Annotated in this window: 19 protein-coding genes; 12 read left to right on the top strand and 7 right to left on the bottom strand. The window is 50.0% G+C overall.

Translation table 11 applies throughout. The features are described from left to right. Positions 1-13 precede the first annotated feature (13 nt). Positions 14-958 carry a hypothetical protein gene (locus tag NGM62_RS05490; RefSeq protein WP_262246461.1) on the top strand — a complete coding sequence of 315 codons (945 nt, stop codon included), beginning with the start codon at positions 14-16 and terminating at the stop codon, positions 956-958. Between the two features lie 29 nt (positions 959-987). On the opposite strand, the gene NGM62_RS05485 is transcribed toward NGM62_RS05490, so the two are convergent. The 5 genes from NGM62_RS05485 to NGM62_RS05465 form a co-directional block, all read right to left on the bottom strand. Further along, positions 988-4,746 (bottom strand): sensor histidine kinase, encoded by a 3,759-nt coding sequence (locus tag NGM62_RS05485; protein WP_262246460.1) that lies wholly within the window; start codon positions 4,744-4,746, stop codon positions 988-990. An 85-nt stretch (positions 4,747-4,831) separates the two neighbouring features. Further along, positions 4,832-5,602: a succinate dehydrogenase/fumarate reductase iron-sulfur subunit gene (locus NGM62_RS05480; RefSeq protein ID WP_262246459.1), complete on the bottom strand. Its 771-nt coding sequence runs from the start codon at positions 5,600-5,602 to the stop codon at positions 4,832-4,834. A 66-nt stretch (positions 5,603-5,668) separates the two neighbouring features. Then, positions 5,669-7,600, bottom strand: a complete 1,932-nt coding sequence (locus tag NGM62_RS05475; RefSeq protein WP_262246458.1) for a fumarate reductase/succinate dehydrogenase flavoprotein subunit — start codon at positions 7,598-7,600, stop codon at positions 5,669-5,671. Positions 7,601-7,659: 59 nt separating this feature from the next. After that, on the bottom strand, positions 7,660-8,433 hold the full coding sequence (locus NGM62_RS05470; protein ID WP_262246457.1) for a succinate dehydrogenase cytochrome b subunit: 774 nt from the start codon (positions 8,431-8,433) through the stop codon (positions 7,660-7,662). A gap of 175 nt (positions 8,434-8,608) precedes the next feature. Beyond that, on the bottom strand, positions 8,609-9,205 hold the full coding sequence (locus NGM62_RS05465) for a porin family protein (RefSeq protein WP_262246456.1): 597 nt from the start codon (positions 9,203-9,205) through the stop codon (positions 8,609-8,611). Between the two features lie 178 nt (positions 9,206-9,383). On the opposite strand from NGM62_RS05465, the gene NGM62_RS05460 reads away from it, so the two are divergent. The 6 genes from NGM62_RS05460 (at position 9,384) to pruA (ending at position 14,189) form a co-directional block, all read left to right on the top strand. Then, entirely contained in the window at positions 9,384-9,599 is a 216-nt protein-coding gene (locus NGM62_RS05460; protein WP_262246455.1) for a hypothetical protein, read from the top strand. Between the two features lie 19 nt (positions 9,600-9,618). Next, positions 9,619-9,957, top strand: coding sequence for a tRNA-binding protein (locus NGM62_RS05455; protein WP_262246454.1), 339 nt, complete (start codon positions 9,619-9,621; stop codon positions 9,955-9,957). A 47-nt stretch (positions 9,958-10,004) separates the two neighbouring features. Beyond that, positions 10,005-10,481: a nucleoside deaminase gene (locus NGM62_RS05450; protein ID WP_262246453.1), complete on the top strand. Its 477-nt coding sequence runs from the start codon at positions 10,005-10,007 to the stop codon at positions 10,479-10,481. Positions 10,482-10,647: 166 nt separating this feature from the next. After that, entirely contained in the window at positions 10,648-11,256 is a 609-nt protein-coding gene (locus tag NGM62_RS05445) for a superoxide dismutase (RefSeq protein ID WP_262246452.1), read from the top strand. A gap of 90 nt (positions 11,257-11,346) precedes the next feature. Continuing rightward, complete coding sequence (locus tag NGM62_RS05440) at positions 11,347-12,354, top strand: zinc-binding dehydrogenase (RefSeq protein WP_262246451.1); 1,008 nt, start codon at positions 11,347-11,349, stop codon at positions 12,352-12,354. A 200-nt stretch (positions 12,355-12,554) separates the two neighbouring features. Beyond that, positions 12,555-14,189, top strand: a complete 1,635-nt coding sequence (gene pruA, locus NGM62_RS05435; RefSeq protein WP_262246450.1) for an L-glutamate gamma-semialdehyde dehydrogenase — start codon at positions 12,555-12,557, stop codon at positions 14,187-14,189. Positions 14,190-14,230: 41 nt separating this feature from the next. On the opposite strand, the gene NGM62_RS05430 is transcribed toward pruA, so the two are convergent. After that, positions 14,231-14,893, bottom strand: coding sequence for a carbonic anhydrase (locus NGM62_RS05430; protein ID WP_262246449.1), 663 nt, complete (start codon positions 14,891-14,893; stop codon positions 14,231-14,233). 286 nt (positions 14,894-15,179) lie between these two features. On the opposite strand from NGM62_RS05430, the gene NGM62_RS05425 reads away from it, so the two are divergent. Next, complete coding sequence (locus NGM62_RS05425) at positions 15,180-17,039, top strand: glycoside hydrolase family 2 protein (RefSeq protein ID WP_262246447.1); 1,860 nt, start codon at positions 15,180-15,182, stop codon at positions 17,037-17,039. A 36-nt stretch (positions 17,040-17,075) separates the two neighbouring features. Here the strand turns inward: NGM62_RS05425 and NGM62_RS05420 are convergent, their stop codons facing one another. Further along, a complete protein-coding gene (locus NGM62_RS05420; RefSeq protein WP_262246446.1) occupies positions 17,076-17,825 on the bottom strand; it encodes a GntR family transcriptional regulator in 750 nt (249 codons plus the stop codon). Positions 17,826-18,062: 237 nt separating this feature from the next. Between NGM62_RS05420 and NGM62_RS05415 the strand changes: the two genes are divergently transcribed. The 4 genes from NGM62_RS05415 to NGM62_RS05400 are packed head-to-tail and all read left to right on the top strand — an operon-like array spanning position 18,063 to position 25,882. Then, positions 18,063-21,110 carry a SusC/RagA family TonB-linked outer membrane protein gene (locus NGM62_RS05415; protein WP_262246444.1) on the top strand — a complete coding sequence of 1,016 codons (3,048 nt, stop codon included), beginning with the start codon at positions 18,063-18,065 and terminating at the stop codon, positions 21,108-21,110. Between the two features lie 18 nt (positions 21,111-21,128). Further along, a complete protein-coding gene (locus NGM62_RS05410; RefSeq protein WP_262246443.1) occupies positions 21,129-22,709 on the top strand; it encodes a RagB/SusD family nutrient uptake outer membrane protein in 1,581 nt (526 codons plus the stop codon). Positions 22,710-22,723: 14 nt separating this feature from the next. Beyond that, positions 22,724-24,436 carry a polysaccharide lyase family protein gene (locus NGM62_RS05405; protein WP_262246441.1) on the top strand — a complete coding sequence of 571 codons (1,713 nt, stop codon included), beginning with the start codon at positions 22,724-22,726 and terminating at the stop codon, positions 24,434-24,436. A gap of 12 nt (positions 24,437-24,448) precedes the next feature. Continuing rightward, a complete protein-coding gene (locus NGM62_RS05400) occupies positions 24,449-25,882 on the top strand; it encodes a glycoside hydrolase family 92 protein (RefSeq protein ID WP_262246439.1) in 1,434 nt (477 codons plus the stop codon). The last annotated feature ends 24 nt before the right edge of the window (positions 25,883-25,906 follow it).

The following is a 25,906-nucleotide window of genomic DNA, read 5'->3' as shown; positions in this document are numbered from 1 at the left end:
TTGTCTATAGACCATGCAAGAGATACGTACGATGCTAGACAAAGCAGCTGAAGAGTCCGCTCCGGAGGAGACAAGAAGGGATTCCACCAAGATTTACTTCTTTGTGGTAGCTATTGCTGCCTTGCTAGCAACCAATATATATTTCTACGTCAAATACAAAAATACCGACGATAAGGTTTACGAGTTGACCGATGAAAAGGTAAGCATGGAAGCCGAAATAGATCGTATCGAAGCGGAATTGGATCGATTGACCGACGACAACATCGAGCTTAACTCCGCATTGCTGGCTTCCAGGGACAGTGTGCGTTCGACAATAGTGACCTTACGTGCCGAATTGGCAAAGAGCAACCTTACCCTCGAGCAGCTGGGTAGGGCGCAGCAGGAGATCAACCAGTTGAAGCAGCAAGTGTCGAGTTACCTTCAAGAAGTCGAGCTGCTCCGGAGCCGGAATGCGCAATTGATGTCCGAACGTGATGAGCTGCGGGAAGAAGTTTCCTCATCTTCAGACCGGCTTATCGAACTTGAAGAGCAACATACCGATTTGGTCGATATGGTTAAACTTGCTTCTGCACTAAAGATTTCCAGTATTTCCATCAATGGCGTGCGGGAGCGGAGCAATAACAAGGAGAGCATAGAAACCAGAGCACGCCGTGTCAGCAGCATCCATATTGATTTTACACTGGCGGATAATCCGTTGGCTGAAATAGGCAATCACGATATATACATGCGTGTAATAGACCCCAATGGCAATCTTAGAACCACCGACGATTACGGACTTTTTGAGGTAGATGGTAAGCAAATGCAATACACCTACAAAACGGCTATTGAATTCAAGAACGATGGAGCTACGTATACCATTGAATGGGCCGATACCAGGGGATTTCAAAAAGGAACCTATACCATTTTACTCTACACAGATAATGCAGTAATGGGGCAAAATAGTATTGTATTACGGTAATCCCGCCGTTCAGAATAGTTTTGCTCTTATTATGCGGTAGACGATTGCCGCGCACGTACGGAGGGGATGCGTATGTAGAATGTTGTGCCTTTCCCCACAAAAGTTTCGTATCGAATACTTCCACGCATCCCCTCTATCGCCTGCTTTACAAATGCCAATCCCAGTCCCGTACCTGAGCTTTTCGTCGTAAAATTGGGCTGGAACAGCTTCTCGCGGGCCTCAGGATTTATGCCCTCACCGTTATCCTGTACGGCGATTGCTACATAGAAGTCTGCATCGTAATTTAGGACGATGTTAATCTGGCATCGACGTTTTGAGATAGCCGCCTCGATGGAGTTCTTAATCAAATTATTGAACGACCTGAGCAATTGATCGCGGTCACCTTGTACGATAATCGCTTTATCGTTGCAAGCATTCGTAATCGTTATCTTGACACCCACGTTGTTGCGGAACACTTCAACTGCCTTGGTCAGGATATCCAGTATATCAACCTCCCTGAGCTGCGTGTCGGGCATTTTGGCAAACTCCGAAAATTCCGATGCAATGTGCGAGAGGCTATCTATCTGTTCGATAAACGATTCGCTGAATTTTTCAAACCGCTCTTCAAACCGTGGATCCTTTTCTCTCCAGGAGCGCTCTAATTGCTGGATGCCGAGCTTCAATGGGGTAAGCGGGTTCTTGATTTCATGGGCTACTTGTTTGGCCATCTCACGCCAGGCCGATTCGCGCTCCGAACGCATTATGGTGTTCGCGCTCTGTTCGAGCGCCACAATCATCAGGTTATATTCTTTGATGAGGCTGCCTATCTCGTCATGCCGTTTCCAGAAGATAGGCTCATTCGGTTTTCCGATACTTGTCTTTGCGAGGCTACGCTGTACCAAGGCCAATGGAGCGGTAATTTTATTGGCCACGAATACGGCAAATAGACCCAGGACAACAATAACCAGTGCGTAAATGTTGATGAGCGTGTTGAGCAAGAGACCTACATTCTGGTCAAACTCTTTCCGGTAACTGTAATGGGGTAAACTGAGGAATGCTACAGCCTCGTATTCATCGTTTCTGATAGGGGCGTATGCAGCAATAAAATTCAGTCCTCCGATATGTTCGTGCTGGAGGAATTCAGATCGTTGGTACCGAGCCATGTGGAGCCAAGCATGGGGCTGCATATAACGCGATAGCAACCGGAGGTCGTATATGCGCGGCTGTGTGGAATAAATCAGCTGGCCATCCGTGTCGTATAGGTTTAAATCAGCGGCGATCGATTCGGCGATAGTATTGAATTGCTCATCGGCCGATACCCCCCTGTTCGTATTGAGCTCCTTTAACCACCTGGACTCTAGTCTACCTGCGATATCAACCACATATTTCAATACGCCGCTTTCCTGCTGTTTTCTAAACTGGCTACTGATGCTGAAGAAGGTGATAATACCAGCCACAATCAAGGTGGTTACCACTGCTACAACCATAAACGTCTGGATACGCGTGCTGTATAATATTTTGTTAGAGAGAATCAGGAAGCTCCATCGGAGGTTGCGCAGGCTGAAATCGTTGCTGTTGAGCGTCAGTACTAGCCATCGTGCGATGAACGCCAATATCGCGAACAGCAGGAAAACCAGGAAAATGAACGACAGTGCGGCCAGCTGCATCCAACGGCTAAGCTGAGGGCTGCTCACCACAATTAAGGTTTGGCTGTTTGGCCGGCGCATCATGTGTTCGTATCCGTTTGCTGTGCCGAGAGAGATAAACTTCCGTTGTTCGGCGGGATAAGTTTCCGCAGATAGTGGGTATACGTAGTCGCCATATTGGCTTACCAAGGTGCCGTTTCGGTAAAACGCATAGGCATATTCGGCTATCAATTCTGTTTGTTGTTGGTCAATGCGGCTATCAGCGAGGATATCCGGATAGGAGGCGAGCTGGCTAAATGACCTGTTTTGGAGCTCGATAAGCAATATACCAAGCAGTTCACCATCTTCCTGTACGGGTAGCTGGGCGAAGTATTCAAAATTACCCAGCCGGCTGTTCCCCCGGTAGAAGTTTTCAGACACCTTTATGGCACCGGAAATAACCTTGTTTCGGTAGTCCTGCCGCTTACTGGCAGAACTATTGCCGATTGGTACCCAATTGGTGTCGTATTCATTGGCTACAAATTCATAGCGCGAGAGGTATCCGCTTAAGTAAGTCCGCTTGAGGTGCTCATTGAGTAATTCGCGACTTTCATTTCGGGGGTTCTTGAAATAATCAATAAGGAAAGGGTCTTTAACGATTTCCTTTTCGAGGTCGTGAAAAAGCGCAAGGGCGTTGGCATCATCAACGGCCTCTAAACGCGAGATGGCTACTTTTTGCTTTTCCTCCTTTTTGTAGCGTTGAAACTGGCCATGTTTTATCGCCGTGATGGAGGCAAGGAGCAATAGGGTGGCGATAAAAACCGCTAGGTCGAATCGGCGTTTCCGTTTTTTATACCAAGCCCGTAGTCCGATAAGGGCGATCAGCAATAAAAAAGTAATCGGCAGATTGCGAAGTGAAAAACCATTTAGGACGATCAATACCCCTACAACGGCCACAACCACAATACCCATGAATAGTAACTGCCTTTGGTTCGGAACCACGGCGTGTGCTGCCCCCACTAGCAGGTCAATAAGCAGTAAGAGAGATAGCATGCTCAGGCATAACGCAAAGATGCCGACCCAGCTATAGAAGCTTAGGTCAAGTATATTGGTCACATCGAAATTGATGTCGGAATTGGATACCAAACCCAAAAAAATGTTTGACATCGCATGGCTTACCCCATACACCACCGCCGCGAAAATACAAATCGTGATAAAGCTCCCAACGCTGGTGCGGCTTATTGCGGGGATGTGTAGCTCCTTTCGGAAAGCGTATAGGTAGCCGATGAACCAAGTGAATGCGATTATGTTGAGCAGAAATCCGCCCAAGTGGGGAAAAAGGAAGCTGGAGGCGAAATTACGTGAATCGAAAAGTCCCGTATAGAAATGGGAAGCCAGCCAACCGTAGTGTAAATCGACATAGCGCAGCCCCGCCAGGCAACATGCAAATAATACTACCGAAGACCATACCCAACCCCGCCGGGCCAGCCAAATGCACATAATATTGAGTAGAAGCACTATAGAAAGCCCGGCGAGCACCCACATAGTCAGCTCCAACTTGGAAAAAAAGGTGTCGTGCCGACCCTCGCCCAACTTTACTGAGAAGAGGTACTTGCCGGTTACGCTCCTAATATTGTAGATGACATGGTCGTTGTAATCTGCTATTTCCAGGTTGTAGGTTTCTATCAGGCTTTTAGAAAATGTGTTTTGCAGGTACTCGTTGTTCCTTTGGTAGTTGGATTTTATTGGAATCAGGAACAACGCCGAGATGTTTCCTGCAGTTTTTTTTATGGATTCATACCATCCATTATCGGCTTGGATAATATCTACACCATCGCTAAAGCCTGCATCCGTTTTCGGGACAAATTTATCAGTACCCCAGATAACCAGCTCGTTATTTACGTAGATAAATGGATAGATGTCATGTTGGCCTACGAAATAATCGAAAATTTCTTCGGCCTGTGCCACATCGGTTTCCATCGCTTTTAACTTATTAAAGCGGCTGGTGTCGTTTAGGAAATCTAATACTATCTGTTCTTTTTTCTGAAGGTTGTGCTGGACACGCCTGCCATCCAGGAGTAAGGTCTCCTCGTTTTTGAAGGTCAAGTTGATGGTGACGGCGGTGCCTATGAAGCATAACGTCAACACCAACAATAAAAGCCGTATTTTGACAACCGTACTCACCGTTTATAGCCGCTAATGTACGTAAAAATAGAAACCCCCACAATATCGGGTCACTGTGGGGGGCAATACGGTTATGCGGATTGGCTTAATGTACTTCTTCTTCTTTGAAGAGCTTGGCCGTAAAGTATTCCCGGTTTAACCGGGCAATATTGGTGAGTTTGATGCCTACCGGGCATTCGGCTTCACAAGCGCCGGTATTGGTACAGCTGCCGAAACCCTCCGCATCCATTTGGTTAACCATGGCTTGGGCACGGCTGTATCGCTCGGTTTGGCCTTGGGGCAATAAAGCATATTGGGATACTTTGGCCGAAACAAAGAGCATAGCCGAAGAATTTTTGCAGGCTGCCACGCAAGCACCGCAACCGATGCAGGTCGCCGATTCAAACGCCTCGTCCGATACCGCTTTGGGAATGGGTATGCTATTCGCATCGGGCACACCGCCGGTGTTGACGTTGACATATCCCCCCGCTTGTTGTATCCGGTCGAAAGCGGTGCGGTCTACCGCTAGATCCTTGATTACCGGGAATGCGGCTGCTCGCCACGGTTCGATCACGATGGTTTGTCCATCGTGGAAACTGCGCATGTGCAGCTGGCAGGTGGTTGTGAGTTGATTGGGGCCGTGTGGCCGCCCATTGATATGGAGTGAGCACATCCCGCATATCCCCTCACGGCAGTCGTGGTCAAAGTGGATGGGATCCTCGCCCTTCCGTACCAGGTCTTCATTGACCACGTCGAGCATTTCAAGAAAAGACATATCAGGCGAGATGCCGTTTGCGTTGTACGTTACAAACTTGCCCCTGGTTTTGTTATTCTTTTGGCGCCATACTTTGAGCGTCAGGTTCATATTTCCACTCATGTTATTTTATTTTATTTTGCTTCGCGCTTTATGCTACAATTAGCGACTTACGGCCAGCAGCTTCGTTTACTTATAACTCCGTTGTGTTAATTTAACATACTCGAATTCCAATGCTTCTTTGTGGAGTACTTCGGCTTGCCCGTCCCCCTTGTACTCCCAGGCAGCGACATAGCTGAAGTTTTCATCATCGCGTTTCGCTTCACCCTCGTCGGTTTGGCTCTCTTCGCGGAAGTGCCCGCCACACGATTCACGGCGATGGAGTGCATCCTCTACCATCAGCTCGGCGAGCTCAAGGAAGTCTGCTACTCGCCCTGCTTTCTCGAGCGACTGGTTCATTTCCTCATTTTCACCCAGCACGGTCACGTCGTCCCAAAATTCCTGCCGAAGCTCCCGTATGAGCTCTTTCGCTTTGGTAAGTCCAGCCTCATTCCGCGCCATGCCGCAGTATTCCCACATGATATGGCCTAGTTTTTTGTGGATGTCGTCTACCGTTTTATTTCCTTTAAGGGAGAGTAAATGATGTACCCGTTCTTCCACTTCCTTACGTGTTTTTTCGAAATTAGGGTGGTTTTTGTCTACCGGATCGAAGCCGATGCCGGCTAGGTAATCACCCACGGTATATGGGATGACGAAATAACCATCGGCGAGTCCCTGCATCAAGGCCGAAGCCCCTAGCCGGTTGGCTCCGTGGTCGGAGAAATTACATTCGCCCAATGCATACAACCCGGGGACGGTAGTCATCAGGTTATAGTCGACCCAAACGCCCCCCATGGTGTAGTGCACAGCTGGATAGATGCGCATAGGCTGTTTATATGGATTCTCATCGGTAATCTGGTGATACATGTCAAACAGGTTGCCGTATTTGGCACGAACCGCGTCTTCCCCAAGCCGTTTAATGGCGTCTTCGAAATCGAGGAATACGGCGATGCCGGAGGCACCTACACCACGGCCCTCATCTACCACTTCTTTCGCATTCCGCGATGCCACATCCCGAGGTACGAGGTTGCCGAATGAAGGGTACTTACGCTCTAGGTAGTAATCCCGGTCTTCTTCTTTGATGTCGGCGATTTTAATTTCGCCCTTGCGTAGTTTTTGTGCAAGCTCTACGGTTTTCGGCACCCATACACGACCGTCGTTGCGCAGTGATTCAGACATCAGTGTCAGCTTTGATTGGTGGTCGCCGGTGACTGGGATACAGGTTGGGTGGATTTGCGTATAACACGGATTGGCGAAGAACGCACCCCGCTTATGGGCCCGCCACGCGGCGGTGACGTTACAGCCCATGGCGTTTGTGGACAGGAAAAATACGTTGCCATAACCACCGGTGCATAGTAACACCGCGTGGCCTTCGTGCGATTCGATTTCGCCGGTAATCATATCACGCGTAACGATACCACGGGCATGGCCATCGATGGTAACCAAGTCCAGCATTTCATGGCGGTTGTACATTTTCACCGTGCCTTTGTGGATTTGCCGGTTCAGGGCAGAGTAAGCACCCAGGAGCAACTGTTGCCCCGTTTGTCCCCGCGCATAAAATGTACGCGATACCTGGGCCCCACCAAACGAACGGTTGTCGAGCAACCCACCATACTCGCGGGCGAACGGTACGCCCTGTGCCACACATTGGTCGATAATGTTTACCGACACTTCTGCCAAGCGGTGTACGTTGGCCTCGCGCGACCGGTAGTCGCCACCCTTTACGGTGTCGTAAAACAATCGATAAACACTGTCGCCGTCGTTTTGATAATTTTTTGCTGCATTGATACCACCTTGGGCGGCAATGGAATGTGCGCGCCGTGGGCTGTCCTGGTAGCAAAATGCCTTTACATTGTAACCGAGCTCGGCGAGTGAAGCCGCAGCGGATGATCCGGCTAGGCCGGTGCCGACAACAATGATGGTGTATTTACGCTTGTTGGCCGGGTTGACCAACTTCAGATTAAACTTATGTCTCGACCACTTTTCGGCCAGTGGCCCTGCTGGTACTTTCGAATCTAACATATGATGATGTCTGTTATATCTTTTGTGCCTTGCAAAACGTGCATAGACTTACAAAATAGCTAGTTAGAAAAATAGAAATACAACGGCATTGCCGCAAATCCGATGGGGATTACAACGCCGAACAACCAAATACCGATAAACCGGATAATAGGGGCATATTTCTTATGGTCCCACCCTAAAGTCTGAAATGCGCTCTTGAACCCATGGATGAGGTGGAAAGAAAGTGCTCCCATAGCAATGACATAAAATGCGACCAAAATCCAATTCTGGAAAGCAAATTGCACCTGCTTATACAAATCCTTGGCCTTCAGTATTTCAAAGTCGTTGTCTACATATTTCACATAACCCGTATATTCCCCAGCAATCAACTCGGTGGCCGTAGTCTCATGGGTGGCCAAGTTGGTGCGGTATTCTATATAAGGTACAGCGTCATTATGATATTTCCACCAGAAATTGCTCATGTGTGTTACGATGAATACCAGTAAAACGGTACCCAACAAGCCCATATTGCGGGAATTCCAAGCGCTGTTGGCCGATCCGCGGTAAACTGCGTAACCAATGGGTCTCGCCTTTTTGTTGTGGATGGTTATGACCAATGCATAAACTGCGTGTATAACGATCGACGTATAAAGCAGGTATGATACGACTTTAATCGGCGTGAAATGCGTCATGAAATGTGCATAATCGTTAAACGCTTTTCCTTGGTCGTTATAAAATAACTGGAGATTGCCAATAAGATGGACAATCAGAAATGTGCACAAAAACAGACCAGTTAAGCTCATGATAAGCTTCTTCCCAAGCGTTGAGGAAAGTAGTGGTTTGGACTTATTCATTCTCCTCGAATATTTAATTTTGGTAAGCAAATCTACCAATTGATTCAATACGCGCGTAAATAAACAAGCAAAATCCTTAATTTAGAACAGTTCTAATTGGTTTTGGTGTCAAAAAAAACGCCACACATTGATTTGCGTGGCGCCGAACATGTAATTTCTTTTAGCCCGAATAGTGTTAAAACAACCGATAACCTATGCCCACGGTCCAGAGGTTGACCTTTTGCGGTGCACTATCGTTCTTGCTTAATTCACTTAACCCGTGCTCGTAACGCGCATCGATGCGGAAATTGCTGATGTCGAGTCCGAGTCCGCCGGTTACTGCCCAGGCTTGGTTTTTGTATTCGCTGAATTCAGGGACTTGGGCCAGCGCGTCACCAATATTTTTATCTACGACGAACGACACGACTGGACCGGCGACAATGCGCAGGCCGGCAGGGCCTAAACCGATGCGTGTACCAAGCAATAGCGGGAGGTCGAGCGACGTAAAGCTCACTTTGCCTTCTTCGTTCTCTTCCACCAGTTTAGCTTCCGAGCTTTTGCCAGTTAAATAGAGTTCGGGTTGAAAATGTACACCGGCACCGCCTATGCGCGCCCACACCCCGGCTTGGTATCCGGTCCTAGTACTAGCGTCGAGCCAATTTCCGTCTTCCGATTTCAAGTTGGAAAAGTTAAGCCCCGCTTTCACCCCGAATTGGAAACTCGGCAGCAACTGAGCATTCGCGCCAAAAATCGTAGCGGTTACGAGAAATGCAATAATAAAGTACTTTTTCATAGCATAATCTTTTTTAATGTTTATTTGTCCATTCGTATACTGATGTGCAATTGTAGCAAAATTCAAGCCGAAAATAAAATTGTGGCCAGTTGGGAATGTGCGCAGCGCGTAGGTTATCAGCTTAATAAACTTGCACAAGCTAGCAACTTTGGCTAATTTTGTCTCAAATCAACATTATATGGCTGATATCAAAATGACTTTGGAAGAGTGGGAAGTAGCGAAGGCGAAATTCCTGCGGAAATACAACCATCTTTCAGAAGAGGACCTCGCTTTCGAGCCTGGAAAGGAAAACGAACTAATCGGAAGGTTAGCCAAGCGGGTACGGCGTAGCCGGGATTATATCCTTTTCACGTTGAAAAAGGGTATTGCTGACCTGGAGAGTAATCGGTTATAGTAACGGTTTGCATATTCTGATGGTTGAGATTTCTTGGCATGATTTTGAGAAGGTGGAGCTGCGTGTCGGTACGATCATCCAAGTCGATGAATTCCCGAAAGCGCACAAGCCGGCCTATAAACTGACTATAGATTTTGGGGCGGTAATTGGACAACGTCGAAGCAGTGCACAGATTACCAAACATTACAGCAAGGAGGAATTAGTCGGTAGACAAGTCGTCGGTGTCGTCAATTTCCCGAAGAAACAGATTGCAGACTTCATGTCGGAATGCTTGGTTACGGGTTTTGCTGACGACAACGGAGACATTGTATTAAGTGCCGTGGAACGCCCGGTACCAAACGGATCGAAGTTAATGTGAGCTGGCGCTCAACGAATGGTTTCACACATCTCATATCTCAAGTCTAGATGAAATACATCAACTTTGAAGATTCCGTTGCCACCATCCCTGATGAGGTCTATATGAAAGAGGCGCTCCGCGAGGCACAGAAGGCACTTGAGCAAGGTGAGGTGCCCATTGGTGCCGTGGTTGTTGCTAATGGGAAGATCATCGGGCGGGGGCATAACCTTACCGAACGGCTGAACGACGTGACGGCGCATGCCGAAATGCAGGCGTTCACTGCTGCTGCTAATTACGTTGGCGGTAAATATTTGCGCGACTGCACCCTATACGTTACCATCGAACCTTGCGTGATGTGCGCAGGTGCGGCTTACTGGACCCAAATCGACCGAATTGTATTCGGTGCAATCGATGAAAAGCGGGGCTTTTCGATTTTCGGAAATAAAATACTGCATCCGAAGACGATAGTAACCAATGGGATTTTGGAAGCGGATTGTGCTAATCTCGTTACGTCATTTTTCCGTAATAAACGCGCCATCCGGTGAGCTGAAACAATCGGCCACAAACAAAACAGCGTTATAAATGTTGATATTACGTCTTTATCGCGGCAATTAGTCACGATAAGCAACGAAGTCGGTTGCAATTATCTGCAACTTTAATTAAGTTTGTCCAACACGAAATATTAATTTTTAACTAAAAACAATACATATTATGGCTTTTGAATTACCGGCGTTACCCTACGCCACAGACGCATTGGAACCCCATATCGATAAAGAAACCATGGAAATCCACCACGGCCGTCACCACAAGGGCTATATCGATAACCTCAATAAGGCGATTGCGGGAACAGACGCAGAGAATCTATCTATTGAGGACATCTGCAAGAATATCTCGAAATACAGCGGTGCTGTACGTAACAATGGCGGTGGGCATTATAACCACTCCCTGTTTTGGACAGTGCTGTCGCCCAATGGTGGAGGTGCCCCATCAGGCGATCTCGCTGCTGCTATCGACGAGGCTTTCGGTTCATTCGATGAGTTGAAGAAAAAACTGCAAGAGGCAGGGGCTACCCGGTTTGGGTCGGGTTGGGCGTGGCTTATCGTAGACGGTTCCGGTAAGCTTCAGGTAACGTCAACCCCCAACCAAGATAATCCCTTGTTTGATATTGCCGAAGTGAAAGGCACACCTATCCTAGGTATAGACGTTTGGGAACACGCCTACTACCTGAAATACCAAAATAAGCGCCCGGGCTACTTAGAGGCAATCTTCAATGTAATCGATTGGGACGCTGTAGCCAAGCGCTACGCAGATGCTAAATAGTGCAAAAATATAAGTAAAAAAGCGGCCACATCGTGCTCTATGTGCCGCTTTTTTGTTGTCTCCTTTCTCATATCTCATTTCTAACATCTCATGGCTAACCAAAAAGCAATCGTCCTCCATGGTATCCAGAAGCCGTTGGTATTGGAAGAAGTACCTATTCCATCGATTGGTAAAGACGAGGCTCTAGTACGAATCAAAGCAGCTGCATTCAACCGGCGTGATTGGTGGATGCAACAAGGCCAGTATGCAGGAATGCAATTTCCCATCATATTAGGTTCGGATGGAGCGGGGGTCGTTGAAAGAGTGGGAGATGAAGGCCATAGGTATTGGGTCGGTCGCGAAGTTGTAATTAATCCATCTATCGCATGGGGCGATAACGAGGCCTTTCAAGGGAAGTCATTCCACATCCTCGGGCTGCCCCAAGACGGCACTTTCGCCGAATTCGTACGTGTTCCGGTTGCCAATTTACACGAGAAGCCGATGCATCTCTCGTTTGAAGAAGCTGCCGCACTGCCCCTCGGTGGGCTTACGGCTTATCGGGCTGTCTTCAGTCGGGCGGCATTGAAGGGCGGCGACACGTTATTGGTGATTGGAGCAGGTGGGGGAGTGGCAACCTTTGTATTACAGTGGGCCATCCATGCCGGTGCAAAGGTATACGTCACTTCCAGCACAGCGCCCAAAATTGAACGGGCGGTATCCTTAGGTGCTGAGGGAGGGGTGTTATATACCGATGGCGACTGGGCTACACAGCTCCGGGAACGGGCTGGCGGTTTTGATATCATCGTGGATAGCGCATTGGGTGAGGGCGTAGCGCACTATTTGGACTTAGCCAATCCTGGCGGCCGGATCGTATTTTTTGGTGGGACTGCAGGAAACTTACCTCCATTGAATGCCCGGAAAATATTCTGGAAACAGCTCTCCCTATTAGGTACGACGATGGGCTCACCGGCTGATTTTGCAGCCATGTTAGCCTTCGTAAACCAGCATCGGATAGTTCCGGTCGTTCATGGTGTATATCCATGGCACGAAGCCGAAAGCGCAATCCGGCAAATGGACCGATACACGCAATTCGGTAAAATCGTATTGAAAGTGTCCTGATACCCCTCAGTGCCTAATATATTGCATTTTGCGGGTTCCACTCGCAAAACCACTTAAGCCTCTGTGCTTTTGTGGTAGAAAGGAACCGGGCTAAAGAAGCGGGAGTTTAGGGAAGTGTTTAAAGAGCGGCTTAAGAAGTAGGGTTTGCAGAGTCCTGTTGGTTTTGGTAGTTTTGTGGCGTCACACAAAATGAATGAACTATGTCAAAAGGATTTTTCAATGTCCCCAATCCCATCAATGAGCCGGTATTGTCATACGCCCCCGGCAGCAGCGAGCGGAAACTGTTGCAACGGGCAGTGCAAGCTGCATTAGCTGAAGAGGCTGATATTCCGATGTATATCGGTGGGGAAGAGGTGCGTACGGAACGGAAAGTGGCCGTCCACCCGCCTCACCAACACAAACATACCCTAGGATACTATCATGCTGGGGATCAGACCCACGTGCAGGCGGCTATTGGTGCTGCGCTGGCAGCCAAGGAAGGTTGGGAAAACCTGCCATGGGAGCAGCGTGCGGCGATATTTCTGAAAGCGGCCGATCTGATATCCGGCCCTTATCGGTACAAGCTAAATGCCGCAACAATGTTGGGGCAGTCGAAAAATGCTTTTCAGGCTGAGATTGATTCCGCTTGTGAAATTGTCGACTTCCTGCGCTTTAACGTGAAGTATATGAGTGAAATATACATGCAGCAGCCGCCCGTTTCACCCACGGGTAGTTGGAACCGTGTAGAGCAGCGGCCATTGGAAGGATTCGTATTTGCATTAACCCCCTTTAATTTTACCGCCATAGCGGGCAATCTACCGACTTCCGCAGCAATGATGGGCAATGTTGTGGTTTGGAAGCCGGCCAACACGCAGATTTTTTCGGCTAATGTGCTCATGGAGGTCTTCCGTGAAGCCGGTGTGCCCGAAGGCGTCATAAACTTGGTCTACGTAGATGGCCCCACGGCCGGTGAGGTTATTTTCAAACATCCCGACTTTGCCGGCATACACTTCACCGGATCCACCGCTGTGTTCCAGCATATCTGGAAGACAATCGGTGAAAATATACATCGTTATCGCTCGTATCCCCGCATCGTGGGTGAAACCGGCGGGAAGGATTTTATATTGGTGCATCCCTCCGCCAATGTGGAAGTGGCGGCGACAGCCATCGTGCGGGGAGCATTTGAATATCAAGGGCAGAAATGTTCGGCGGCCTCGCGGGTCTATATCCCTGAGTCGCTGTGGCCCGCGCTTAAACGATTGATTGTGGCCGATGTTGAGTCTTTCAAGATTGGACCGACCGACGATTTCAGTAATTTTATCAATGCGGTCATCGATGAAAAAGCTTTCGATAAGCTAGCAGGGTATATCGACCGGGCAAAGGCCGACGCTGATGCCGAGATTATCGTAGGCGGTACGTACGACAAGAGCGAAGGCTATTATATCCACCCTACGGTAATCCAGGCCAATAGGCCCGACTACGTCACCATGTGTGAGGAACTGTTCGGCCCGGTATTGACCGTTTATGTATATCCCGACGGCGATTGGGAAGATACGCTGCAGGTAATAGACAATACATCCATTTACGCCCTTACAGGAGCGGTCATCGCGCAAGATCGCTATGCCATCAGCCAAGCAACCCAAGCACTCCGCAATGCGGCGGGCAATTTTTACATCAACGATAAATGTACGGGTGCCGTGGTTGGGCAGCAGCCATTTGGGGGAGCCAGGGGATCCGGTACCAACGATAAGGCGGGTTCGATGATCAATCTGCTGCGGTGGGTATCGCCACGTACCATCAAGGAAACGTTCGACCCACCAACGGATTACCGGTATCCGTTTTTAGGGGCGGAATAGGGAAGAAGGGCATCTACCAACCGGCAGATGCCCTTCTTTTTTTATTTGAAAGCAAACACTTTGCCAAGACCCAAACTATCCGTAAACGTGATATCGAGGTCGATCAATTTGCCGGTAGAGATGTCGATAACCATGCCATGTACGGCCAGGTCATCGCGTTCCTTCCATGCGTTCTGTACAATCGAGGTGGTGCACAGGTTGAAAACCTGTTCAGCCACATTGAGCTCAACCAACCGGTTTACTTTTTGCTTTTCATCCGTTATGGCGTCAATCTCCTCGCTATGGAAACGGTATACATCTTTGATGTGGCAAAGCCAGTTGTCGATGATGCCGAATTGCTGGCGGCTCAATGCAGCGCCCACGCCGCCGCAACCGTAATGCCCCGCTACAACGATGTGCTTTACCTTCAATACGTTTACCGCGTAGTCAAGCACGCTAAGCATGTTCATGTCTGAATGCACGCACATATTGGCAATGTTACGGTGTACGAAAACTTCGCCGGGCTGGGTATTCGTAATCTGGTTTGCCGGCACACGGCTATCGGCACAACCGATCCACAGCAGCTCGGGATGTTGCCCCTCCGCCAGTTGCTTCAGTTTCCCACTGGTATCTTCCTCCACCTGTTGAACCCATTCGGCATTGCCTTTAAGGATTTTTTCGAAACTTATTTTTAGCGCAGGGTTATTTAATTGTTTTTTGAACATAGCTTTATTATGATTTATCAGATTGTCTTCGAGATTCGTTTTGCCGACTCGGAATTTAATGGATCGCTTTGTTGGAGGAGAATCACCTATTGGGCGAAGGTAAAAGTTATTTTCGCTCTTTTCCTATTTTATTCCAAAAGAAATTAAAATGTATAGAAATCATGGCTTGAGGCAAACAGGTGTGTGCAGTAGTATTGCTAAGACATAATATCGAAATATTGAGACGGAAAACCGGGACATTGTCCATATCTTCGCTGGTGTGGAGTCAACATATTAAAACATAACAATGATGAAAAAAATTAGTTATTCAATTCTTCTCTTCTTGTCCTGCTTACAATTCGGACGGTTAGCCGCACAAGAGCCGCAGGCCTGGCAACCTGTAGGTGATAAAATCAAATCGCCTTGGGTTAACAATATCAATGTGGCCAACCCCCTGCCTGAATATCCCAGGCCCCAAATGGTGCGCGAAGAGTGGCAAAACCTCAATGGTCTTTGGGACTATGCCATCGTACCCGGTAAGCTGGGGGCCGCACCTGGCAATTTCGATGGTCAAATCCTAGTCCCCTTTGCCGTGGAGTCGGCACTTTCGGGTGTAGGGAAGACCGTGGGTAAGGATAGCTCCCTGTGGTACCGGCGTACCGTGGTGTTGGATAAGAAAATCCGCAAGCAACAGGTACTCCTGCATTTCGGTGCTGTCGATTGGCAGAGTGAGGTGTATGTCAATGGCCAAAAGGCAGGTTCGCACGAAGGAGGATACGATCCTTTTTCCATCGACATCACCCCCTATTTAGCTAAGGGGGCCAAACAGGAAATTGTTGTGGGTGTGTGGGACCCCACGAATGAAGGTCCGCAACCAAATGGCAAACAGGTGGTCCGTCCGCATGGCATTTGGTATACGCCAGTAACCGGCATCTGGCAAACCGTGTGGATTGAGGGGGTGCCCGAAACCCACATCACCGCGACTAAACATACATCTGATATCGATCGGGGTACGCTGGCCGTACAAACCGTGGTGGAAGGCGCGCGCGAAGGCGACCAAGTGCGGATATCTGCATGGAAAAACGGGGCAAAGGTGGCCGAAGAAATGGTGGCAGCAGGCAATGAAGCTACGTTGAAAATCAACAATGCCCAATTGTGGTCGCCCACATCGCCATCGTTGTACGACCTCAAAGTGGCAGTCTTGCGCAGAGGGAAAGTGGTAGATGAAATCGAATCGTACTTTGCCATGCGAAAGATATCGATGGCTAAGGACGCAAAAGGCATACAGCGGATGCTGCTTAACAATGAGTTCGTATTCCAATACGGTCCGCTCGATCAAGGCTGGTGGCCGGATGGCTTATATACGGCACCCACAGACGAAGCGCTGCGTTATGATGTTGAGAAGACCAAAGACATGGGCTTCAACATGATCCGCAAGCATATCAAAGTGGAACCGGCACGCTGGTATTACCACTGCGATCAACTGGGCTTATTGGTTTGGCAAGACATGCCTAGCGGCGACCTCGGCGGTAATCATTGGGATATGCGACCAGGGATTACGTCGGGCCGCCAGCACGACAAAGACCGCAGTGCCCAGTCGGAAGCGATCTATCGGAAGGAATGGAAGGCAATCATGGATGCCCTGTATAATTTCCCCAGCATCGTGGTATGGGTTCCTTTCAACGAAGCTTGGGGTCAGTTTAAAACCGAAGAAATCACCGAATGGACGATGGCCTACGATCCGTCGCGCCTAGTGAATAGCGCCAGTGGTGGCAACTTTTACGAAACCGGCCATATCATGGATATCCACAACTACCCGGATGCCGTAATGCCACGCCCCGAGCTATACGGCGATACACGGATCTTGGTACTTGGTGAATTCGGTGGCTTGGGGCTTCCCGTAGAGGGGCATACCTGGCAGGATAAAGACAACTGGGGATACCAAAGTTTCAAGAACACCGATGAGCTAAAACGCCGCTATAGCGGATTGGTTAAAGACCTGGCCCGGTTGATACCCTTGGGCCTCTCTGCTGCGGTATACACACAGACCACCGATGTGGAGATAGAAACCAACGGGTTGATGACGTACGACCGCGAAGTGGTTAAGATGCCTGAAGCCGAATTGAACGAGTGGCATCAGCAATTGTATCAGATAACGGTGGATTGAGATCCAAAGCAGTAACGCGGCAGCAGGGGCACGGGTTTAGCGCGTGCCCTGCCGCCTGCTTTCTACCGTATATATAAAACTATCCGCTTTGTAATACCCCAGGTTAAATTCCAACGGACGATCGGCTTGGTCAAATACGTGCCGTTTGCGGAAGAGTATGGCGGCGCCGACCTGCGTCTCCAATTTGTTTGCAAGGAATTTATCCGCCACCGTGGCACTGATCTCTTCCTTTGATAAATCCGCCACCGTATGGTGGTCGGTTTCCAGGATGTCATAAAGCGGCCGCTTGAAATCCTCGTCGCCGGTAAGACCTATGCGGGGGTGGAAATAGGAAACGAAGTAGACGAACGGACCCTCCGTTCCGCCGCGCACACGTTCGAGCTTCAGGATCTTTTGATCGGGGGCAATACCGAAGAAATTCACTAATCCTTCATTGGGGACCTCCCAAGAGATGTGAAGCTCGAAATTCTTGATCGGAATGCCCCGCGCGGCCATCTCCTGCGAGAAACTGAGCCAGTTGTTGGACCGCGAGCTGAAACGCTTCTTAACGGCCTTCGTGCCGACCCCCTTCTTCCGTTCCAAAAGCTCCTCAAAAACAAGCTTGTTGATGGCCTGCCGTAACGTGGCCCGCGAAATGGCCAGCCGCTTGGCAAGGTCAATCTCGTTGGGCAAAAGCTTACCCTCCTGGTACTCCGGAGTCTCAATCAGTTTCCGCAACAGATTTTCCGCTTGTACGTGCAGGGGGATCGGACTCTTATGGTCGATCTTGAAATTCAACTTTGTCATAATGGATAAAAATGTAAGCTAATTTAAAAAAATGATTTGGTGTTTAAAAACAAAGTTATACATTTGTATGTATATACATATATACATTTATTTAATGGCCTTTATTTTATGTGATTAACCAAGATATCCGTGAATCTAATATAGATTATCTATTATGTGTGTACATAATTATTTTTTAATTATCACCAATTATTATCAGTTATAGTACAAAATCCAACTATCCTAAAGACAAAAAAAATGCGGGTCGCATGGCTTTTTGTCATGATGCTGGCTTGCTTGCCGTGGACGAGCCGGGCACAGAGCAGCTTCATCGCTACGGGCACGGTCCGGTCGGCCGACGCATCGCAGAACAATCCGATTTTACAAGGGGTAAGCATCCAATTAAAAGGAGGTAACACCGGTACGACTACCGACCAATCGGGTCGATTCAGTATCGAAGTGCCATCTGCGGTAGCAATCCTTGTTTTTAACTATCTCGGCTATGAAACCCAAGAAGTGCCCGTGGAATCTGATCAGCCCATCGACGTATTGCTTTTGCCAGTCGATCAGCAATTGGAAGAAGTGGTCGTGGTCGGTTACGGTACACAACGGAAATCGGATTTAACCGGTTCCGTTGGGGTGGTATCGGGCGATGAACTGTTACAAGCGCCAGTCACCAATGCCTTGCAGGGCATGAAAGGGCGGGTTGCCGGTGTAAATGTTTTTCTAAACTCGGGCTCGCCAACAAGCAGTCCCCGCATCCTCATCCGTGGATTGGGTACCATCAATTCGTCGTCCAATCCCTTGTTCGTGGTTGATGGCGTGGTGATGGAAAACATTCAATTTCTGAACCCCAATGACATAGAACGCATGGAGGTGCTCAAAGACGCCTCTTCTACCGCCATCTACGGTGCGCGGGGCGCGAATGGGGTCGTCCTAATCACCACCCGGAGGGGTGCAAGTGTCGGCGGAACGATTGTAGGATATGAAGGGTTCATGAACGTAGGAGTGCTGCCACGAAAACTTGATGTACTTAACGCTACTGAATTCATGGAAGTGCTGGAGCGCGGGTTTGCCAACCACTCGAAATACCGTAGCAGTGACATACCCGCTTTCACGCGCAACGACCCAAGTTTATTCGATGCACAGGGCAACCCCCTGTACGATACGGACTGGCAGGAGGAGGCCACTCGGACAGCGATGTCGCATAACCACCAGTTTTCCGTGCAGACCAAGGGCGACAATTCCTCGTTCGGCGCGTTTCTCAACTATGCCGACATGCAGGGTATTATGCTCCGCAGCGATCTGGAGCGGATAAATGGTAAAGTTGCCTATGACGCGAAACCGAAAAACTGGTTGTCGCTGGGCGTCAATCTACTGGCTAATTACACCCGCGATAATGAAACGGAAGAAGGTGGGGGCCATCAGATGCCCCGGCGATCCATGCTGGAGATGCCACCGATATTCCCCGTGAAATTTCCGGATGGCACGTGGTCCAATAGCAGTATGATTACCGATTTGTATGGGCTTGAAGCCATACCCAATCCCGTACACGTACTGGAGACACAAGATCGCATCCGCAAGCGGCAGCAGCTGTTCGGTAATGCCTACTTGACATTCCATATCCTGCCGGGATTGGATCTGCGCACGCAGTTCGGTTTTGACAAACACGATACGAATATCCAGGAGTACAGTCCCACCGACTTAATCAATATTTCGGCACCGTTGGGCTCTGCCCGGCTGGAAAACCAGCAGTCGTTTTATTGGCAGGAAGAAACCTACCTCAACTACAACACCGAAATCGGCGACCATCGTATCAACTCCGTATTGGGTTTAAGCTGGCAACAGCGCGTTTACCAAGGCAACTGGATTACTGCGCAGGGTTTTGCAGACGACTTCTTCCGCTTCAACGCGATCCAATCGGCCAGCCAGCCCGGTGCACCGGGCTCCTCGCACGATAAATGGGCCATGAATTCGTACTTCCTGCGTGGCAGCTATAGCTACAAGAACCGGTACTTGCTCACCGTGACGGGCCGTGTTGATGGCTCCTCCCGGTTCGGCGAGAATAATAAGTACGGGATATTCCCTTCGGCGGGTCTGGGGTGGGTGCTTTCCGAAGAACCGTTCCTGAGCGATGCCGCAGGGCTGGACGAACTCAAGATCCGTTCGAGCTACGGGATCACCGGGAACACGGAAATCCCAACCTACCAGTCACTCGGTACCATATCCACCAGTACAACATTGCTTAACGGCACGCGTGTATCGCAAAGCTACATCAACCGGCTACCCAACCCCAACCTGGAGTGGGAGAAGACCAATCAGTTCGACGTCGGTTTCGACCTTGCATTGTTCAACCGCCGTCTCAACGCGAGCTTTGACTATTATTACAAGCTCACCACCGACCTGCTCCTCGACAAGCCTGTCCCCACATCGACCGGCTTCCAAGGTGTGCGGGACAATATCGGATCGGTCTCCAATAGGGGCGTGGAATTGATGGTAAGCGGTACGCCGGCAGCAAACGACGTTTTTGGCTGGCAGTCCACGCTCAATTTCAACTTCAACAAGAATCGCATTGAGGCACTGGGCGAAAACGATGAAGACATCTTCCCGGGGCCGGGCTGGGTATCCGGCAGCCAAACCATCCTACGTGTAGGCGAGCCACTCAGCTCGTTCTGGGGCTATCGGCGCCTGGGCACCTGGGGAACGGATGAAGCAGACGCAGCAGCGGCGGTGGGCGCCATACCGGGTGTGGCGAAGCGGAGCAGCGAGCGCCAGATCATCGGCAACGGGCTTCCCGACTGGATGGGTAGTTTTATAAACAACGTACGTTACAAAAATTTCGACCTCACCGTCGATGTCCAATTCGTGTTTGGGGTAGATATCCTGCAGCAATTCACGCACTCCATGGAAGACCGGACGGGCTATTCCAACGGGCTGGCGGCTACCCTCTACGACAGCTGGACCGAAGATAACCAGAACACCATGATCCAGCAGATCAGAAACGGCCCATATACAGGGCAGAACAGTGAGGTGGATGATCATTGGGTGGCTGATGGGGCCTATATCCGGGGCAACTTGGTCTCGTTGGGTTATAACTTCGGTGGTGCGTTGCTCAATAGGTTCAATATCAAAGGTTTACGTATTTATGCGAGCGTGCAGAACGCCTTCCTAATCAAATCGGACGACTTTAAGGGCTATGATCCCGAAGCGACCTCGTGGGGAGGCAATCAGTGGGGGCAGAATATTTTCTTCCATCAATACCCCAATCCCCGTACGTTCACCGTGGGCACAAGTTTCCAATTTTAAACGATAATATACGAGATTATGAAGAAGTTAATCACCATTATAGTTGCCGTAGGGGCGTTGGCAACTTCCTGCTCGGATTTTCTTACGGAAATACCGAAAGATGAGATAGCCCCCAGCCAGTTTTTCAAAAATTCAGACCATGCCTACAACGCTGTCAATGCACTTTACCGGTCCGGATTGCCTTCGCTGTTCAGCGGCGGGGTGTATTCCGGTTCCCGGATCATGTTCGGCCCCTATACCTCTGGACTGATCGATAACGAATATAAGGGCCAGGAAGTGCATGTGCAACATGCCCAGCAACTAACCATGAATGCGGTCAATATGTCGGGCTATCTCGGCGGGATATGGCGGGATCTTTACCTCGGCGTATCACGGGCGAACAATGCCATCAAATACGTTCCCACAACACCCGGCTTGGCCGAGGCGGAAGCCAATAAACTACTGGCCGAGGCACGGTTTTTCCGGGCATTGAACTATTATTACCTTGTCCGTTTCTTTGGTGGTGTGCCGTTGATCACCGAGCCCTACGAAAGCTTGGAGAACCTATATGTCGAGCGTGCCGCCGTCGGCGATGTGTATGCCTTAATCGTAGAGGATCTTCGATTTGCCGTGCAGGCAGGTGTCCTACCCAATACGACCATGGACGGAAACGGGAACCGTATTACCCATGGTATCGCCACAGCCTTGCTCGCCGAGGTATATCTTACCATGAGCGGATATCCGCTCCAGGCCAACCATTACGCCGATGCCGCTCAGCAAGCCCGCTCATTGATCAACGGCGGTGTCTTTAGCCTTACGTCACATGACCGGGATGGGGCGGGGAACGTGATTCCTACAGCGAGTGCCTATAACAAAGCGCGGTTGGCCGATTATCTGCCCAACGAACACATCTATTATTTCGAGTATACGGTGGGCATCGCTACTTCAGGGTACGCACAGTGGGCGTTCCCGACGAATATTTCACCCGAACTGGAATACGCCATCGCCAACAATGCTTATGCGCCTACGGCGGATCTTTTAGCTGCATACAGCCCTACCGAAGATTTGCGCGGACAGGAGAAGCAGTATTTCCATTCTTCGTTTACGCGGGAAGACGGTACCGTGGTCAATTTTCAGAAAGCGCCGTACCTTTGGTATGACGAGCAGGCCGCATTTGAAACGGCAACATCAGAAAAGGATTTACCCATTTATACGTATGCCAATGTGCTGCTCATCGCCGCGGAATCCATCGCCCTCTCAGAAGGGGTCACGGCCGAGGCCATAGACTACCTGTCTCAGGTACGGGCACGTGCCTATTGGAAACAATCGGCCGAACAGGTCAAAGCGAGTTTGGCCGGTTTAACGCCGCAGCAATTCGTGGCCGAAGTATGGAAGGAACGGTTGCGTGAACTGATTTTCGAATTCCATGTATGGTTTGATATTCAGCGTACACGGCAATTCCCCGTAACTGACAATGGGCAGATCAACTTCGTGGATGTGGTGGGGCATAATAACAGTTTTGACGCCACCTATACGGAAGACCATTTATTGTACCCTATCCCGGATGATGAGATGCAGCGTAACCCTGCGCTCGAACCAAATCCGGGGTATACCGAGTAAATGGAGATTAACAAATGAAGAAAAAAAAGTATGTTACGAGCGTTCTGGTAGCCATCATGTGCTCGATGGGGCAGTTCACGTTCGGCCAAAACCATACCATCTGGCAAATTGGGCAGCACGACGGCTCACCGGACGGTATGGCGCTTGCGCCGGGTGAATATACCCAATTCGTGCGGCATGACTTCGGTTACGAAGATCGCTTTTTTCTCGTGGGCTACTCTTCGCCCGAAACCGATTGGCCTTACGTGCTGCCTGGACCGGCCAATGGATGGGGAGGAACGGGACGCACCGCTGGGATCCGTTCACATGTGCTGAATGCCTATTTCATCGTGAAAGATATCCCCCGGCAGGCGGATTGTAAGCTGGTGGTAGGTATCCTCGATACGGAAAAAGAAGCCCCGCCACTACTCAAAGTGACGGTAAATAATCGGTCATCGACCCACCAGCTAACAGGAGGTAGCGGGAGCGACGAACCGATCGGACCGTTTACGCCTGCACATAGGCAACAGGTTACTATCGATTTACCTGCGGGCAGCATCAAGCCGGGATATAATGAAATCACGCTGGCCACGCTCATGGGTGGCTGGTTGGTGTTTGATAATGTACAGCTGGTAGGTCCCTTGGAAGCCAGCATTACCGTCCCTGCCGATGTCCTCGTAAAACAGGTAGCCGCAGCGGAATATGAAGTGATGCAAAATGGTGAGCGATACCAGCCATTGCTCATTGATGTGGCGCATCTGGAAAATAGCCCTATGCTTACGGTTGAGCTAGATGGCCAAGCCGCGTTCAGCCAGCGTATCGAACGCGGAGAATATGGTTTTGAAGTGCCGATGCCCCGAGTAAGCGACCGCACAACCAGCCTTTATACCATATTACGGGATGGGGAGATCATTGACCAAGGCGAAGTTGAACGGTCCCCCCAACCGGTAATTACACCGGCCGACTATGTTAACACTATGATGGGCACCGGCCATTCGCGTTGGATGATTGCCCCGGGCCCATGGATGCCGTTCGGTATGGTAAAGATCAGTCCCGATAACCAAAACAGCGGCTGGCAGTCCGGCTATGACCCGACATTCGAGTCGATCGGTACCTTCAGCCATATCCACGAATGGACAATGGCGGGGTTGGGTACCTTCCCGGTAACCGGTGTGTTAACCACTCAAATCGGGGACCAGTCCGATCCCGATTCCGGCTACCGTTCGCGGATAGACAAAGATTCCGAGCAGGCCCCGCTGGGCTACTACAAAGTGTACTTGACTGATTACAACATCACAGCGGAATTGACGGCGACGACACGTGCCAGTCTACAACGTTACACCTATCATGATGCAGATACTGGCCGTATCATGGTCGACTTCACCATCCCTGCCGAATACCGCTATGGGGTGGAAGAGCTTGATGTCAGACAAGTGTCGCCATATCGTATCGAGGGATATAGCAAGCAGCTGTCGTCCGGTGTTTGGTCAAAAGATGCCGATCAGGAGTATACTGTCCATTTCGTCATGGAATTTGACCGACCCATGCTGCGCGCGGGGAACTGGTTGGATGGGAACGTTGAAAGCGGCGCCGATATGCACGCAGCTGCGGTGGATAAAGCTGGCCTATATGTGGAATTTGATACGAGGCAGTCGTCCTCCGTCCAAGTGCGTACCGGTATTTCGTACGTGAGCACGGAAAACGCAGCGACCAACTTGGAGACGGAAATTTCAAAGCCGTTCGGCTGAGACTTCGATGCTGTGCGCAAGCACCAGCGCGATGTGTGGAACGATTTGTTGGCACGCGTAAAGGTTACCAGCAACGACCGGCGGGAGAAAGTGCGGTTCTATACCAATATGTATCGTAGCTTGGCCAGCCGGAACATCTTCAGCGATGTTGATGGAAAATGGCGGGATGCAGACGAACGCATCCAGCAGTTTGGCAATGCCGACGATGTAGCGCTGGGCTGCGATGCGTTTTGGAACACCTTTTGGAACCTCAACCAGTTCTGGAACCTCGTAACACCGGAATGGTCGAACCGTTGGGTACGTTCCCAGCTGGCTATGTACGATGCGAATGGTTGGCTGGCCAAGGGACCCGCCGGCATGGAGTATATCCCGGTGATGGTCGCCGAGCACGAAATCCCGTTGATTATAGGGGCTTACCAAATGGGTATACGTGATTTTGATGCCCAGAAAGCATTCGAAGCCGTCTACAAGATGCAGACTACCCCGGCAGAGCGCGTAGCGGGAGGGTTGGCGGGCAACCGCGATCTGGTAACTTACCTCAAGCACCAGTACGTACCTTATGATAAAGGTCGGTTTTCCAATTCGTTGGAATACAGCTATGACGATTGGACGGTTTCGCAATTTGCCAAATCACTGGGAAAACAAGCCGAGTACCGCCAATTCAAAGAGCGGGGGCAATGGTGGCGCAACGCTATAGACCCCGCCACGGGGTACGCCCGTATGAAAGATGCCGCGGGTAATTGGTTCCCTGATTTCGATCCATTCAAGTCGGGCGCCAATGAGCATTATGTGGAGGGCAATGCATGGCAGCTGACCTATTTTGTGCCACAGGACATCCCGGGCCTGGCCAGGCTTATCGGCCGCGACACGTTCGTCAACCGGTTGCAGTGGGGGTTTGAGGAAAGCTATAAATGGCGGTTCAACGGCCCGAATGACCAATACTGGGACTATCCCGTGGTACAGGGGAACCAACAGTCCATGCATTTTGCCTATCTATTCAATTGGGTGGGCAAACCGTGGCTTACCCAGCATTGGAGCCGGGCCATCATGGATCGCTACTATGGATACGGTGTTTCCAATGCCTACCTAGGCGATGAAGACCAGGGCCAGATGAGTGCCTGGTTTGTGATGAGCGCGCTGGGATTGTTCCAGGTTGATGGCGGCGCGCGCGAGAATCCCATCTACGAAATTGGAAGCCCCATTTTCGAGCGTGTCGACATCGATCTCGGCAATCGCTTCGGAAGGGGCAAAACCTTTACCATCACTGCGACAAATGCCTCTCGCGAAAACCGTTATGTCCAGCAAGCACGGCTTAACGGAAAGCCTTTGGAGAATTGCTGGTTCCCCGCTTCAGAGTTGCTCAAAGGCGGAAAGCTCGAATTGGTTATGGGTCCGGAGCCAAAGACCGATTGGGGCACAGCAGTGCTGCCGCCGGTAAGCGACTAAAATAAAACGGCATTACGTAAACAG

The sequence above is a fragment of the Parapedobacter soli genome, assembly GCF_025460835.1.
In the GTDB taxonomy this organism is placed as follows: domain Bacteria; phylum Bacteroidota; class Bacteroidia; order Sphingobacteriales; family Sphingobacteriaceae; genus Parapedobacter; species Parapedobacter soli.
Note: the sequence above shows the minus strand (reverse complement) of the source record. Positions and strands in the feature narration are given on the sequence as shown.